We start from the raw sequence: 13,650 nt of genomic DNA on the forward strand, positions 1-13,650 counted from the left end.
CTCCGTGGTCAACTTCAGGGCGCCGGCCCGCGCGGGTGGCCAACCAGCAGTCGGCGCAGGCCGGCGCCCTGAAGTTGACCACGGAGTGCTGCTCCGAGGGGGTCACCGCACGGTTCGAGCACGACGACGGCGAGATCCGGATGACCGGGTCGGTGACCCTGCTGCTGAAGAAGCCGACGGCCACCTTCGACCTGGCCATCTCCGGCGGCACGGTGACCCGGGCGGAGTTCAGCGTCACCGGCGGCGCCGGCCTCCGGGTGGCGGTCAAGGCGGCGACCAGCGTCGGCAACACCCGCAACCTGGCCCGGTCGGTGGTGGTGCCGACGCAGTTCAGCATCCCGATCGGGACCATCCTCGGGGTGCCCTTCTCGGCCACCGTCGACCAGCTCCTGGAGATCAAGACGGCGTTCAGCGCCAAGGACGGCCGCCTCGACGCCGCCGGCGAGTACGCGCTGAGCGGCGCGATCGGCTACGGCTACCACCGCCCGTACTGGGGCCCGATCCAGCCGGGCGGCTTCCAGGTGCGCAACAGCCTGACCAACTCGATCACCGGGATCTCCATCGGGGCCAGTGGGCTGCTCGTCACGTACGACGTGAAGTTCACCGTCGGGATCGGGGCGCTCGGGTTCACCGCCGGGGTGTACGTCGCCCTGCGCGCCTCGGTGGGGGCGAGCCTCGGCTCGGGGGCCGGCCTGATCGTCTGCCGGGGCGCGGGGCTGGGCGTGCACATGCGCTACGGGGTCAGCTACTCGATCCCGAAGGTGGTCGCCGACGTCGTGAACTTCTTCCTCAAGGTGTTCCGGACCAAGCCGATCAGACAGCGGGGCGAACTCGGCGACGAGGTCGTGGTGCTGAAACGGGCCGAGACCGTGCCCCCGAACGTGCCGCTCTGCGTGGTCTGACCTCACGAATAGATTGTGCACAACTTAATTGCGCGCTACTGTTTGCCGGTGACCGACGATCTGGTGCTGGGCCGGCAGGTGTGCTTCGCGCTCTACGCGGCGTCGCGCGCGCTGACCGACGTCTACCGCCCGATCCTCGACCGGTTCGGCCTGACCTACCCGCAGTACCTGGTGCTGCTGGTGCTCTGGGAGCACGACGAGCAGGCGCCCAGCGTCACCGAGCTCGGCGCGCGCCTGCGGCTGGATTCCGGCACCCTCTCGCCGCTGCTCAAGCGGCTGGAGGGGGCGGGCCTGGTGGTCCGGCGCCGGTCGGCGCGCGACGAGCGGCGGGTCGAGGTGGGCCTGACCGCCGAGGGTCGGGCTTTGCGCGAACGGATGGCGGACGTGCCGCTGCGGGTGGCCCGGGCCACCGGGCTGACCGCCGCGGAGCTGGTCGCCATCCGCGACACCCTCACCCGGGTCACCGAGACCATCCACCGACAGAAGGAGCAGTGACCCCTCATGCAGGTGCTCTACACCGCGTCCGCCCGGGCCACCGGTGACGGCCGGGACGGCCACGTCCAGACCTCCGACGGCACGCTCGACCTCGACCTGGCGGTGCCGAAAGAGATGGGCGGGGCCGGCGGCGCCGCCAACCCCGAGCAGCTCTTCGCCGCCGGCTACGCGGCCTGCTTCCACTCCGCGCTGCGGTTGGTCGCCCGCCGCGCCAAGGCGGACGTGACCGGCTCGGTGGTCGAGGCCGAGGTGGGCATCGGGCCGAACAGCGCGGGCGGCTTCGGGCTGGCCGTGACGCTGGTCGTCGACCTGCCGACGGTGGACCGGGCCACCGCCGAGCAGTTGGTCGCCCAGGCGCACCAGGTCTGCCCCTACTCCAACGCCACCCGGGGCAACATCGAGGTCGCGCTCACCGTGCGGGACGCCGCGTGAGCGCGCGCAACCGGGAGATCCACCTGGCGTCCCGCCCGCAGGGCTGGCCGACGGCGGAGAACTTCCGGCTGGTCGAGACGGACGTGCCGAAGCCCGGTCCGGGCCAGCTCCTGGTCCGCAACCGGTACATGTCGGTCGACCCGTACATGCGCGGGCGGATGAACGACGTGAAGTCGTACGTGCCGCCCTTCCCGCTCGACGCGCCGCTGGACGGGGGCGCGGTCGGCGAGGTGGTGGCCAGCGAGGCCGAGGGCTTCGCCCCCGGCGACTGGGTGCTGCACGGGCTCGGCTGGCGGGAGTACGCGCTGGTCGACGCGGGCTCCGCGCGCATCGTCGACCCCGACCTGGCGCCGGTGACCAGCTACCTGCACGTGCTCGGGATGACCGGGCTGACCGCGTACGCCGGGCTGCTCGAGGTGGCCGGGATGAAGCCGGGGGAGACCGTCTTCGTCTCCGCCGCCGCCGGCGCGGTGGGCAGCCTGGTCGGGCAGATCGCCAAGCTCAAGGGCGCGTCCCGGGTGATCGGCAGCGCCGGCTCGGCGGCCAAGGTGGAGCGGCTGCGGGCGCTCGGCTTCGACGCCGCGTTCGACTACCACGACGGCCCGGTCCGCCAGTCGCTGAAGGTGGCCGCACCCGAGGGCATCGACGTCTACTTCGACAACGTCGGCGGCGACCACCTGGAGGCGGCCATCTCCGCCCTGCGGCTGCACGGCCGGGCCGCGATCTGCGGCATGATCGCGCAGTACAACGACACCGAGCCGCCGGCCGCGCCGCGCAACCTGGCGCTGGTCATCGGCAAGCGGCTGACCCTGCGCGGCTTCCTGGTCGGCGACCACGGCGCGCTGCGCGGGCAGTTCGTCCGGGAGATGTCCGGCTGGCTGCGCGACGGCAGCATCGGCTACGACGAGACGGTCGTGGACGGGATCGAGCACGCCCCGGAGGCGTTCCTCGGCCTGCTGCGCGGCGAGAACCTCGGCAAGATGCTCGTCCGGGTGTGACCCGGGCCTCCTCGGCGGTGGCCGGCCCGTCCGGGTCGGCCACCGCCGCGCCGACACCGGATAGGCTCGCGGCATGACGGTGGCGGTACGGGTGATCCCCTGTCTGGACGTGGACGCCGGGCGGGTGGTCAAGGGGGTCAACTTCCTCGACCTGCGCGACGCCGGTGACCCGGTCGAGCTGGCCGCGGCGTACGACCGGGCCGGCGCGGACGAGCTGACCTTCCTCGACGTCACCGCCTCCGCCAGCGACCGCGGCACCATGCTCGACGTGGTCCGGCGCACCGCCGAGTCGGTGTTCATCCCGCTGACCGTCGGCGGCGGGATCCGCCAGGTCGCCGACGTCGACACGCTGCTGCGGGCCGGCGCCGACAAGGTCGGGGTGAACACCGCGGCGATCGCCCGTCCGGAGCTGATCGCCGAGATCGCCGACCGGTTCGGCCGGCAGGTGCTGGTGCTCTCCCTGGACGTGCGGCGGGCACCGGCCGGCGCCACGCCCAGCGGCTTCGAGGTCACCACCCACGGCGGCCGGCGGGGCACCGGGCTGGACGCGATCGAGTGGGCCCGCCGGGGCGCCGAGCTGGGCGCCGGCGAGCTCCTGCTCAACTCGATGGACGCCGACGGCACCAAGGCCGGGTTCGACCTGGACCTGATCGCGCGGGTACGCCGGGTGGTGGACGTGCCGGTGGTGGCCAGCGGCGGCGCCGGCCAGGTGGCACACTTCCCGCCGGCGGTCGACGCGGGCGCGGACGCGGTGCTCGCGGCGAGCGTCTTCCACTTCGGCGAGCTGACCGTGGCGCAGGTCAAGGACGCGCTGCGCGGGGCGGGGCACCCCGTCCGCTGAGCCGTCACCCCTCGAACCCGGCGCCCGGCCGGGGCGTCAGTCCCGGTGGGCGCGGTTCTCCGGGGAGCGGCGCGGCGCCGGGATCGACCGCACCAGGTACTCCTGCACCGCGGCGGCGTGGTCGGCCTCGTCGAGCTGCCAGTCCGCGCGGACGGGCGGCTGCCGGCGGCTCAGCACCCCCTGCACGGTGTCCACGGTGGTGGCCAGCCCGGCGCTCGGCCGGGTACGCCACAGCCGCTCACCGTCGGGGGTGATCCGGAACCAGCCGTCCGCGACGTCGACCAGGCCGGCGCCGACCAGCCGGCGGACCGCCTCCTCGACCTCGTGCCGCTCGGGGATCGCCTGGTTGAGGTGGTCGGCGGTGGAGAGCACGTCGGCCAACCGGACCCCTTCCGGCCGGCGGCTGGACGGCGACCGACGGTGCCGGCCGGCGCCGCTGGCGATCACCAACGAGACGAAGATCCAGGCGTCGCTCCAGCGCCATCCGCTCTCCCCCATGCGCAGATTCTGCCGGGCACCGCGGCCAAAAGGGAACACCCGGCCCACTGCCCGCACCCTGCGCGACGACCCGGGTACGCGGTCAGCCGGCGGGGACCGGCGCGGCCCGCCCCGGGGCCGGCACCGGCTCGGCGACGGTGAACCGGGGCAGGAACAGCTGGGTCAGCGGCCCGATGGCCAGCGCGTACGCCACCGTGCCGACGCCGACGGTGCCGCCGAGCAGCCAGCCCACCGCCAGCACGGTCACCTCGATGCCGGTGCGGACCACCCGGATCGACCAACCGGGCCGGCGGGCGACCAGGCCGGTCATCAGCCCGTCGCGGGGGCCGGGGCCGAGCCGGGCGCCGATGTAGAGGCCGGTGGCGGCGCCGTTGCCCACGATGCCGGCGACCAGCAGACCGATCCGGACGGCGAGCGGCCCGCCGGCCGGCAGCACCGCCAGGGTGGCGTCCACCACCAGCCCGATGACCACCACGTTGCTCACCGTGCCGAGGCCGGGGCGCTGCCGCAGCGGAATCCAGAGCAGCAGGACCAGCGCGCCGACCGCGATGGTCACGGTGCCGAAGGACAACCCGGTGCCGCGGGCGAGCCCCTGGTGGAAGACGTCCCAGGGGTTCAGGCCCAGCCCCGACCGGATCATGAGGGCCATGCTGACGCCGTACAGGACGAGGCCCGCGTAGAGCTGGGTCAGCCGCCGGACGGGGCGGTACCGGAGATTGCCAATCGCTGCCATGCATGCCACCCTAGGGGCCAATCCGGCGTGACGGAGAGAGCCAATATCCGAGGAGTGGCATGACAAGCCAGGTGCGAGGGGTCCAATTGGCCCGGCTGCTCGGCCAGTGGCACGCCCTCCCGGGTCGCCGGCGCAGCCCCGACTACGCCGCCCTGGCGGGCGCGGTACGCGGCCTGCTGGCCGACGGCCGGCTCCCGCTCGGCGTCCGCCTGCCCGCCGAGCGGGAACTGGCCCAGGCGCTGCGGATCAGCCGCACCACGGTCAGCGCCGCCTACCGGGAACTGCGCGAGAGCGGCCACCTGGCCAGCCGGCGGGGCGCCGGCAGCTGGACCATGCTGCCCGGCACCCACCGGGTGGCCAGCACAGGACTGTGGACCCCGCAGGACGACCACGACATGATCGACCTGGGCGTGGCGGCGCTGGCCGCCCCGCCCGAGCTGGTGCCGGCCGCCCGGGCGGCCGCCGAGGACCTGCCCCGCTACCTGGGTGGCGCCGGCTACCACCCGACCGGCATCGTCGAGCTGCGCGAGGCGGTGGCGCACGCGTACACCGAGCGGGGGCTGCCCACCTCGGCCGACCAGATCATGGTCACCAACGGCACGCAGCACGCCCTGGACCTGGTGCTCCGGCTGGCGCTGGCGCCCGGCGCCGGGGTGCTGGTGGAGTCGCCGAGCTACCCGAACGCGCTGGCGGCGCTGGCCGCGCGGCGGGCCCGGATCACCACCCACGGCCTGGCCGCCGACACCGGCTGGGACGCCGACCTGCTGCTCGGCAGCCTGCGGCAGGCCCGCCCGAAGCTGGCCTACCTGATCCCGGACTTCCAGAACCCCACCGGCCACCTGATGCCCGCCGACCTGCGCGAGCGGCTGGTCGCCACCGCGCACGCGGTCGGCACCGACCTGGTCATCGACGAGTCGTTCGTGGACCTGCCGCTGGACGGCACGGTCGTGCCGCCGCCGGCCGCCGTGTTCGACCGGCACTCGCGGGTGGTCACCATCGGCGGGCTGAGCAAGCCGTTCTGGGGCGGTCTGCGGATCGGCTGGGTGCGCGCGTCAGCGCCGCAGGTGCAGCGGCTGGCCGCGACCCGGGTCGGGGTGGACATGGCCAGCCCGGTGCTGGACCAACTGGTCGCGGTGCACCTGCTGGCCGACGCGCCGGCCATCGTCGCGGCCCGCCGGGCCCAGCTCACCACCCAGCGGGACGCCCTGCTCGGCGCCCTCGCCCAGCGGCTGCCCGACTGGCGGGTGACCGTGCCGCGCGGCGGTGTCACCCTCTGGGCCGAGCTGGACGGGCCGATCTCCAGCGCCCTCGCCCGGGCAGCCGAGGAGGTCGGCGTACGGCTGGCCCCCGGGCCCCGGTTCGGGCTGGACGGGACGCTGGAGCGCTTCCTGCGGCTGCCGTTCACGCTGCCCGCCGCCGACCTGGTCGAGGCGGTCGGCCGGATCGCCGCGGTCCGTTACGACCTGGACCGCGGCGGTCGGCCCCGGTGGCGGGAGCCCGCCGTCATCGCCTGAGCGAGCGGGGGTGGGACGCCGGACGGTGGCCACCCCGAAGGGTGGAGGTTCGTCCGGCCTGGCCGGGAAGCGACCTTCGGTGCGGTACGGGCTGCCAGACTGCCCTGGTGGCGCGCGCGGACGGGGGCCGGCGGGCGAGCGGGGTCCAGCGGAGCGCACCGGGCTCCCGCGCGACCCGGCTCGAACTCTTCTACGACCTGGTCTTCGTCTTCGCCTTCCTGAACGTCACCACCGCCGCGGCCGGCAACCCGACCGTCCGGGGCGTGATCCAGGCGCTGGTGGTGCTCGCCCTGCTCTGGTGGTGTTGGACCGGCTTCGCGGCGCTGGGCAACGTGATCCGCACCGACCAGGGGGTGGTGCCGCTGGTCGGCTTCGTCACCATGGCCGCCGCCTTCGTACTGGCGCTCTCCCTGCCGAAGGCGTTCGTCGACCGGCCGGGCGGGCTGTCCGGCCCGCTGGTCTTCGCCACCTGCTACTTCCTGGTCCGGGCCAGCCAGGCGTCGATCTTCCTGTGGGTCGGTCGCCGCAACCGCGACCTGCGCCAGCGGTGGCTGCTGATGGCCCTGCCGGTGGTCCTGGCCACGGCGTTCATCGTTACCGCCGCGCTGCTGCCGCAGCGGCTCTTCGACGGGACGGCCGAGGGGCTGGCCCGGCTGGCCTGCTGGATCGCCGCCATCGGCGTGGAGTACGGCGCCGGGCTGGCCCTGCGCGGTACCGGGTGGACGATCCTCTCCGCCGGGCACTGGGCGGAGCGGCACGCCCAGATCATCCTGGTGGCCCTGGGCGAGACCATCATCGCGCTCGGGCTCGGGCCCAGCGGCACCATCAACCTGCCGCTGACCTGGCCGGTGCTCATCGGGGCGGTGCTCGGCATCGCGGTGGTCGCGGCGTTGTGGTGGGCGTACTTCGACACCCTCGCGTTCGCCATGGAGCAGGCGTTGCACCGCACCCGGGACCGGCTCGCCCGCGCCGTGCTGGCCCGGGACGTCTACACCTACCTGCACCTGCCCGTCGTCGCGGGGGTCATCCTCTTCGCGCTCGGGCTCAAGGGGCTGATCTACGAAGGGGCCGATCCCGGAACCCCGGCCTGGGGGGTCAGGCTGCCCGGCCTCGACCTGCTGGCGCTCTACGGCGGGGTCTCGGTCTACCTGCTCGCGATGATCGTGCTCGGCGGCCGGATGCTCGGCGCGGCGCGCTGGCCGACGGTCGGCGGGGTGTTGCTGCTGCTCCTGCTGGTGCCGGTGGCCGGACAGCTGCCCGAGCTGGTCGCACTGGCCCTGCTGGCCGTCGCCACGGTGGCGGTGGTGGGGGTGCAGACGGTGGTCGACGCGCCGCGTCGGCGGCGGGTCCGCCAGGTGGCGCTGGAGGAGCAGCTCGCCGCCGAGGCGGAGCAGACCAGGTGGCGGGGGCACCACCTGTGAACCGGCGGTCCCGCGCCCGGCCGGGGGAGTCGGGCGCGGGACCGCCGCTCGCTCAGATCTCGGCGAGCGTGCCGGCGTACATCTTCTCGATCTCGGTGGCGAAGTTGGTCTCCACGCCCCGGCGCTTGATCTTCAACGACGGGGTGATCTCGCCGTCCTCGATGGTCAGGTCGCGCGGCAGGATGGTGACCTTCTTGATCGTCTCCCACCGGTTCAGCTTGCTGTTGAGCTGGGCGACGTACTCCTCGACCATGGCCTGCGCCTCCGGCGAGGCGACGATCTCGGCGTAGCTGCGGCCCTCCAGCGGGGTGCCGGCGGCCCAGCCCTTGATCGCGTCCGGGTCGAGGGTGACCAGCATCGTGCAGTAGTTGCGCGCCTGGCCGATCACCACCGCCTGCGAGGTGTACGGGCAGGTGGCCTTGAACATGCCCTCGATGTGCGACGGCGCGATGTACTTGCCGCCGGACGTCTTGACCAGGTCCTTCTTCCGGTCGGTGATCTTCAGGTAGCCGTCGGCGTCCAACGTGCCGATGTCACCGGTGCGGAAGAAGCCGTCCTCGGTGAACGCGGCGGCCGTCTCCTCGGGCAGGTTGTGGTAGCCGCGCATCACCGGCCGGCCACGGACCAGGATCTCGCCGTCGGTGTCGATCCGGCACTCCAGGTCGCCCATCGCCTTGCCGACGGTGCCGATGCGCAGGCCCTCCGGCGGGTTGACGAAGTTGCCGGCGCTGGTCTCGGTCAGGCCGTAGCCCTCGGAGATCGGCAGGTTCGCCGCGGCGAAGAAGGTGGCGATGTCCGGGCTGAGCGGCGCGGCGCCGGAGACGAGCACCCGGATGCGGCCGCCGAGCCGGGCCTGGAGCTTGCTGAACACCAGCTTCTCGGCGATCGCGTAGCGCAGCTTCAACCCGCCGGGCACCGGCTTGCCGGCCTGCTCGAGGGCGACCTTCTCCTTGCCCACCCGGACGCCCCAGGCGAAGATCTTCGCCTTCGCGCCACCGGCGTCCTGCGCCGTGGTGACCGCCCGGTTGTAGACCTTCTCGAAGACCCGCGGCGCGCCGCACATCAGCGTCGGCTTGACCACGGCCAGCAGGTCGACCAGCTTGTCCACCCGGCCGTCGACGTACGTCGGCAGACCCACGTGGATGGCGCCGCAGAGCAGCGTCTTGCCGAACGAGTGGGACAACGGCAGCCAGAGGTACTGCAGGTCGTCGTCGCGCAGCAGCCCGAGCTCGGCCTGCGCGACGCCCTCCCAGCACCAGCCACCGTGCAGCAGCTCCACGCCCTTGGGCCGGCCGGTGGTGCCGGAGGTGTAGATGAGCGTGGCCAGGTGGTCGGGGCCGAGCCCGGCGACGATGTTCTCGATCAGCTCCGGCTCGGCGGCGAGCCGGGCCGCGCCCCGCTCCTCGAGCTGGGCCAGGGTGAGCTGGGGCACCGCGGCGGCCTGGTCCGGCTCGCCGTCGAAGAGCACCACGTGGGTCAGGGCCGGCAGCTGCGCCCCGGCGATCTTCGCGGCCTGGGCCGGGTTCTCGGCGAACAGCACCCGGGAACCGGAGTCGGCGATGATGTACGTCGCGTCCTCGGGTTCGGTGGTCGGGTAGACGGTGGTGGTGGCGCCACCGGCGCACATGATGCCCAGGTCGGCGAGCACCCACTCGATCCGGGTGTTGGCCAGGATCGCCACCGGGTGCTCCTGGCCGACGCCGAGGTCGTGCAGGCCGGCCGCGATGGCCTTGGCGCGGGCGGCCACCTGCGCCCAGGTCAGCCAGACCGGGCCGGAGTCGTCCGGGGACGGATGGGCGAAGGCGTCACGGTCGGGGGTTGCCGCGACGCGCTTGAGGAACATTTCCGGGATGGAACGGTACGGTACATCGAGAGCCATCGCTGTAGCCGCCTTCGGGGGTGGAGGCGTGACGGTCGTCACGTCGGTGTTCGTTACCGAAGAGTATTGCCTGCCTCGTGGCGTCGGCTAGCCCCCCGACCGTCGGTCGGCCCTATCCCGCCTGGTGGGACGCGGATTCAGGCGTACCGGGCGGCCACCAGTGACCAGTCGTAGGTGGCCCGGATCCAGTTACGCCGTGCGACCAGCGCCGGGCGCAGCTCGGCGTCGGCCTCGGGCAGCAGCGCCGCCTCCGCGGCCAGGTAGGCGGCGAGCGCGTCGTTGAACCGGTCGGCGGCGGCCCGCAGCGCGGTCTCCTCGTCACCGCCGGTCTCCCGGGCGATCACGGTGACCAGGTTGTGCCCGTCCGGCGCCGACCGCTGCTCCTTGCCGTACGAGAAGACGTCGTTGCACCAGCAGATCAGGTCCATGGCGAGCAGGTCCAGCGCGACCAGCGCCGGCTCGGCCCGCCGGGCCGCCGCCGGGTGCCCGCCGAGGGCCAGTTCGGTGAGGGTGAGGCTGGGGCCGACCGCGCCGGTGTGCCGGCGCATCTGCACGTACTCGGCCAACCGTGGGACCCGCTCCCGCTCCCGGTTCGCCGCCTCCCAGAGCAGCGCCAGCAGGTAGTCGCGCACCTGGGCGGCGAAGCGCAGCAGCATCGCCGGCGGTCCGGCCGCCCGGATCCGCCGGCACAGGTCGTCCAGCGCGTCGCCGAGCGGGCCGGCGGCGGTCGGCACCGGCGCGGCCGGGTCGCCGTGCCGGTCCAGCACGTCGAGCAGCGCGGCCACCGTGGGCGCGAGCCGGGTCGGCGCCTCGCCCAGGCCGTCCTCGTCGCAGGCGTCGTCCACCACGAACAGCCAGGCGACCAGGTCGGAGAGCAGGCGCAGCCGCTCGACCGGACCGTTCGGGCAGGCCCGCCCGGCCAACCCGGCGACATCGGCCCGGCGCAGTCGCTGCCCGCTATCGATCAGCCCGAGACCGCGTGCCCACTCGATGCTCTGCCGAGCCACCTGGTCCGTGCTGTCATGGCGCCCGGCGGGAAAGGGGGGTTCCCGCAGCGCCGAGACCGCGAAGGTCCGCATGCCGCCCCCTGTCGCGCCGTCCCCCACGGGACGACGCGGCACAGCCTACGGGAGCAGGGATCGGCGCCCATCGTTCGGGTGGCCGGGGTTCCATGTCTCTGCGTGACCGATTGTGCACACTCGGTCACATGGCCAGGTGGGCACCGCGCAGCCGCTCGGCCAGCTCCGACGCCCCGTCGATCTGCACCCGGGCGACCCGCTGCCGGCCGGAGAGGAACAGCGCCAGCTCGCCCGGCGCGCCCACCATCCGCACCGGCTCGCCGCCGCGGCCCACACTCACCTCGCCGTGCCCGGGGGCCTGGACGAAGAGGTCGGCCGGGAACCGGCGCAGCGCCAGCCGGGCCAGCGGCGCGCACCGCCGCCACAGCGCCGCGGAGAGGCCGACCGGCAGGTCACGCGGCTGCCACCGCTCACCCGCCCGGCGGACGTCCTCGTGGTGGATGAAGAACTCCAGGGTGTTGGCCAGCTCGTCGGTCACCGGGTTGCTCACCGGGCTCCAGACCGGTGGGCGGCGCACCTGACCGACCAGCTGCGTCCAGGGCCGGGCGGCGATCCGGCGACGGACCCGTTCGGCGTACCCGCGCAGCGGCGCGAGCACGATGCCGCCGGCGGCGTCCGGCCGGCGCTCCCGCACCACCAGGTGCGCGGCCAGGTCGCGGGTGGTCCACCCGGTGTTGACCGTCGGTGCGTCCGGTCCCAGCGTCAACATCAGGTCGGCGAGCGCCTCGCGCTCCGATCGGGCGTACCGAGACATGGATCGATCCTAGGTGGAACCCGGGCGGGCCGCGCCGTGCCAGCGGGGTGGCGGCGCGCGGGCGGCGGCGACGACCGCGGGGCGCGGCGCGCGTGACGCCGGCCATACCGGTACGGGTCGGCGGAGCTCGCCCCGACCGGTAAGGATGAGGGAGATAATTGCGGCTTACGGCGGGGGAGAGCGTGGCGAGCAGGACAAGTCGGGACGTGCTCGGTCGGGGGCTGGCCGTCCTCGGTCGGGCGATCCGGGAGCAGCCGCGCATCTTCGCGGTGGCGGTGGCCGGCAGCGTGCTGTTCGGCAGCATGGTGATCGCCAGCGCGTACGTCGTCGGCACGGTGGTCGGCGACGTGGTGGTGCCGGCGATCGCCCGCGGCTCGGTGGGGGTCGGCACGCTCGCGCTCGCCGCCACGGCGCTGTTCGGGATCAGCGTGCTGCGGGTGGCCGGCATCGTCGGCCGCCGGCTCGGCGCCGGCTACATGCAGTACCGCCTCCAGGCCGCGTACCGTCGCCGGGTCACCCGGCGCTACCTGGAGCTGCCGCTGGCCTGGCACCACCGCAACGCCACCGGCACCCTGCTGTCCAACGCGAACTCCGACGTGGAGGCCGCCTGGTACCCGATCGCGCCGCTGCCGTTCGCGGTCGGCACGCTGGTGATGCTGGTCGGCGCGGTGGCCTCGCTCTTCGCCACTGACTGGGCGTTGGCCCTGGTCGGGCTGGCCGTCTTCCCGGCGCTGTTCACGCTCAACGTGGTCTACTCCCGCCGGATGGCGCCGCGGCAGGCGCGGGCGCAGCGGCTGCGGGCCGAGGTCAGCGGCATCGCCCACGAGAGCTTCGACGGCGCCCTGGTGGTCAAGACGATGGGCCGGGAGGCGCAGGAGACCCGCCGGTTCGCCGACCGGGCCGGCGAGCTGCGCGACGCGCTGGTCTCGGTGGGTCGGTTGCGCGGCGTCTTCGACCCGATGCTGGAGACCCTGCCCAGCCTCGGCACGCTCGCCGTGCTGGTGGTCGGCACGTTCCGGCTGCGCCAGGGCGCGATCAGCGTCGCCGAGCTGGTCAGCGTGGCCTTCCTGTTCACCGTGCTGGCGTTCCCGGTGCGGGCCATCGGCTGGGTGCTGGCCGAGCTGCCGCGCAGCGTCGCCGGCTGGGACCGGGTGCGCCGGGTGCTCGACGCCACCGGCGAGATGCCGTACGGGGACACCGCGCTCGACCCGGCCGATCCCCGGCCGGCCACGCTCACCTTCACCGACGTCTGCTTCGGCTACGAGCCGGCCGAGGCGCACCTGCCCGGCACCGAGGTGCTCGGCGAGGTCACCTTCACCGTGCCGGCCGGGAAGACCGTCGCCCTGGTCGGGCCGACCGGCGCCGGCAAGTCGACGATCGCGTCGCTGGCCGTTCGGCTGGTCGACCCGCGCTCCGGCACGGTCGCCCTGGACGGGGTGGACGTCCGCCGGCTGACCGCCGCCTCGCTGGCCGGCACCGCCGCGCTGGTGGCCCAGGTGCCGTTCATCTTCGACGACACCGTCCGGGCCAACATCACCCTGGACCGGCCGGGCATCGGCGACGACGACGTCTGGGCGGCGCTGCGGCTGGCCGAGGCGGACGGGTTCGTCGCGGCGCTGCCCGAGGGGCTGGACACCCGGGTCGGCGAGCGCGGCACCTCGCTCTCCGGCGGGCAGCGGCAGCGGCTCACCCTGGCCCGCGCGCTGGCCGGCCGGCCCCGCCTGCTGGTGCTCGACGACGCGACCAGCGCGGTCGACCCCCGGGTGGAGGCCGCCATCCTGGCCGGGCTGCGCTCGTCGGCGGCGGACGCCTCGGCGCCGGCCGCGTCGATCCTGGTGGTCGCCTACCGGCGGGCCACCATCGCGCTGGCCGACGAGGTGATCTACCTGGAGCAGGGGCGGGTGGTGGCCCGGGGCACCCACACCGAGCTGCTCGCCACCGTGCCCGGCTACGCCGATCTGGTCACCGCCTACGAGCAGGCGGAGGTCGACCGCGCGCAGGAACGGCCGTACGACGAGGTCACGCCGCCGCTGGCCTCGGGCCTGGAAATCGAGGTGGACCGGTGAGCGCGAGGAGTGCAGCGGAGCGGAGCCCCGCAGTCGCG

Annotated in this window: 12 protein-coding genes and 1 pseudogene; 8 read left to right on the plus strand and 5 right to left on the minus strand. The window is 74.2% G+C overall.

All coding sequences use genetic code 11. The annotated features are described in order from the left end of the window. The 5 genes and pseudogenes from DLJ47_RS32995 to hisF all read left to right on the plus strand — a co-directional run. Positions 1-902 (plus strand): annotated as a pseudogene (locus DLJ47_RS32995) (hypothetical protein); the annotation flags it as partial. A 48-nt stretch (positions 903-950) separates the two neighbouring features. Further along, positions 951-1,397, plus strand: a complete 447-nt coding sequence (locus DLJ47_RS33000; RefSeq protein ID WP_088992789.1) for a MarR family winged helix-turn-helix transcriptional regulator — start codon at positions 951-953, stop codon at positions 1,395-1,397. A 6-nt stretch (positions 1,398-1,403) separates the two neighbouring features. After that, complete coding sequence (locus DLJ47_RS33005; protein WP_109905980.1) at positions 1,404-1,829, plus strand: organic hydroperoxide resistance protein; 426 nt, start codon at positions 1,404-1,406, stop codon at positions 1,827-1,829. Then, on the plus strand, positions 1,826-2,827 hold the full coding sequence (locus DLJ47_RS33010) for an NADP-dependent oxidoreductase (protein WP_109905982.1): 1,002 nt from the start codon (positions 1,826-1,828) through the stop codon (positions 2,825-2,827). The genes DLJ47_RS33005 and DLJ47_RS33010 overlap by 4 nt, the downstream gene beginning before the upstream one ends. 73 nt (positions 2,828-2,900) lie before the next feature. Next, on the plus strand, positions 2,901-3,668 hold the full coding sequence (gene hisF / locus DLJ47_RS33015; protein WP_109905984.1) for an imidazole glycerol phosphate synthase subunit HisF: 768 nt from the start codon (positions 2,901-2,903) through the stop codon (positions 3,666-3,668). A gap of 36 nt (positions 3,669-3,704) precedes the next feature. Here the strand turns inward: hisF and DLJ47_RS33020 are convergent, their stop codons facing one another. Further along, positions 3,705-4,166 (minus strand): hypothetical protein, encoded by a 462-nt coding sequence (locus DLJ47_RS33020; RefSeq protein WP_109905986.1) that lies wholly within the window; start codon positions 4,164-4,166, stop codon positions 3,705-3,707. A gap of 82 nt (positions 4,167-4,248) precedes the next feature. Then, complete coding sequence (yczE, locus tag DLJ47_RS33025) at positions 4,249-4,899, minus strand: membrane protein YczE (protein ID WP_109905988.1); 651 nt, start codon at positions 4,897-4,899, stop codon at positions 4,249-4,251. 59 nt (positions 4,900-4,958) lie between these two features. Here yczE and yczR point away from each other — a divergent pair, with 59 nt between their 5' ends. Both yczR and DLJ47_RS33035 read left to right on the plus strand, forming a co-directional pair. Then, positions 4,959-6,413: a MocR-like transcription factor YczR gene (yczR, locus tag DLJ47_RS33030; RefSeq protein ID WP_109905990.1), complete on the plus strand. Its 1,455-nt coding sequence runs from the start codon at positions 4,959-4,961 to the stop codon at positions 6,411-6,413. Positions 6,414-6,520: 107 nt separating this feature from the next. After that, positions 6,521-7,834: a low temperature requirement protein A gene (locus DLJ47_RS33035; RefSeq protein ID WP_109905992.1), complete on the plus strand. Its 1,314-nt coding sequence runs from the start codon at positions 6,521-6,523 to the stop codon at positions 7,832-7,834. A gap of 52 nt (positions 7,835-7,886) precedes the next feature. On the opposite strand, the gene DLJ47_RS33040 is transcribed toward DLJ47_RS33035, so the two are convergent. From DLJ47_RS33040 to DLJ47_RS33050, 3 genes are all read right to left on the minus strand, one after another. Then, positions 7,887-9,713 carry an AMP-dependent synthetase/ligase gene (locus DLJ47_RS33040; RefSeq protein WP_109905994.1) on the minus strand — a complete coding sequence of 609 codons (1,827 nt, stop codon included), beginning with the start codon at positions 9,711-9,713 and terminating at the stop codon, positions 7,887-7,889. 137 nt (positions 9,714-9,850) lie between these two features. Next, positions 9,851-10,792, minus strand: coding sequence for a terpene synthase family protein (locus tag DLJ47_RS33045; protein ID WP_109905996.1), 942 nt, complete (start codon positions 10,790-10,792; stop codon positions 9,851-9,853). A gap of 124 nt (positions 10,793-10,916) precedes the next feature. Continuing rightward, positions 10,917-11,546 (minus strand): TIGR03085 family metal-binding protein, encoded by a 630-nt coding sequence (locus tag DLJ47_RS33050; protein WP_109905998.1) that lies wholly within the window; start codon positions 11,544-11,546, stop codon positions 10,917-10,919. Between the two features lie 182 nt (positions 11,547-11,728). On the opposite strand from DLJ47_RS33050, the gene DLJ47_RS33055 reads away from it, so the two are divergent. Then, the gene (locus DLJ47_RS33055) at positions 11,729-13,612 is read left to right on the plus strand and encodes an ABC transporter ATP-binding protein (protein ID WP_109906000.1); all 1,884 of its coding nucleotides are present in this window, start codon (positions 11,729-11,731) and stop codon (positions 13,610-13,612) included. Positions 13,613-13,650 lie beyond the last annotated feature (38 nt).

This window comes from Micromonospora sp. S4605 (assembly GCF_003176715.1).
GTDB classification, from domain to species: Bacteria; Actinomycetota; Actinomycetes; order Mycobacteriales; family Micromonosporaceae; genus Micromonospora; species Micromonospora echinaurantiaca.

Coding starts and splice junctions, on each gene's coding strand:
- DLJ47_RS33005 (WP_109905980.1), top strand. CDS start 1,404: ATGCAGGTGCTCTACACCGCGTCCGCCCGGGCCACCGGTGACGGCCGG.
- hisF (WP_109905984.1), top strand. CDS start 2,901: ATGACGGTGGCGGTACGGGTGATCCCCTGTCTGGACGTGGACGCCGGG.
- DLJ47_RS33020 (WP_109905986.1), bottom strand. CDS start 4,166: ATGGGGGAGAGCGGATGGCGCTGGAGCGACGCCTGGATCTTCGTCTCG.
- yczE (WP_109905988.1), bottom strand. CDS start 4,899: ATGGCAGCGATTGGCAATCTCCGGTACCGCCCCGTCCGGCGGCTGACC.
- yczR (WP_109905990.1), top strand. CDS start 4,959: ATGACAAGCCAGGTGCGAGGGGTCCAATTGGCCCGGCTGCTCGGCCAG.
- DLJ47_RS33040 (WP_109905994.1), bottom strand. CDS start 9,713: ATGGCTCTCGATGTACCGTACCGTTCCATCCCGGAAATGTTCCTCAAG.
- DLJ47_RS33045 (WP_109905996.1), bottom strand. CDS start 10,792: ATGCGGACCTTCGCGGTCTCGGCGCTGCGGGAACCCCCCTTTCCCGCC.
- DLJ47_RS33050 (WP_109905998.1), bottom strand. CDS start 11,546: ATGTCTCGGTACGCCCGATCGGAGCGCGAGGCGCTCGCCGACCTGATG.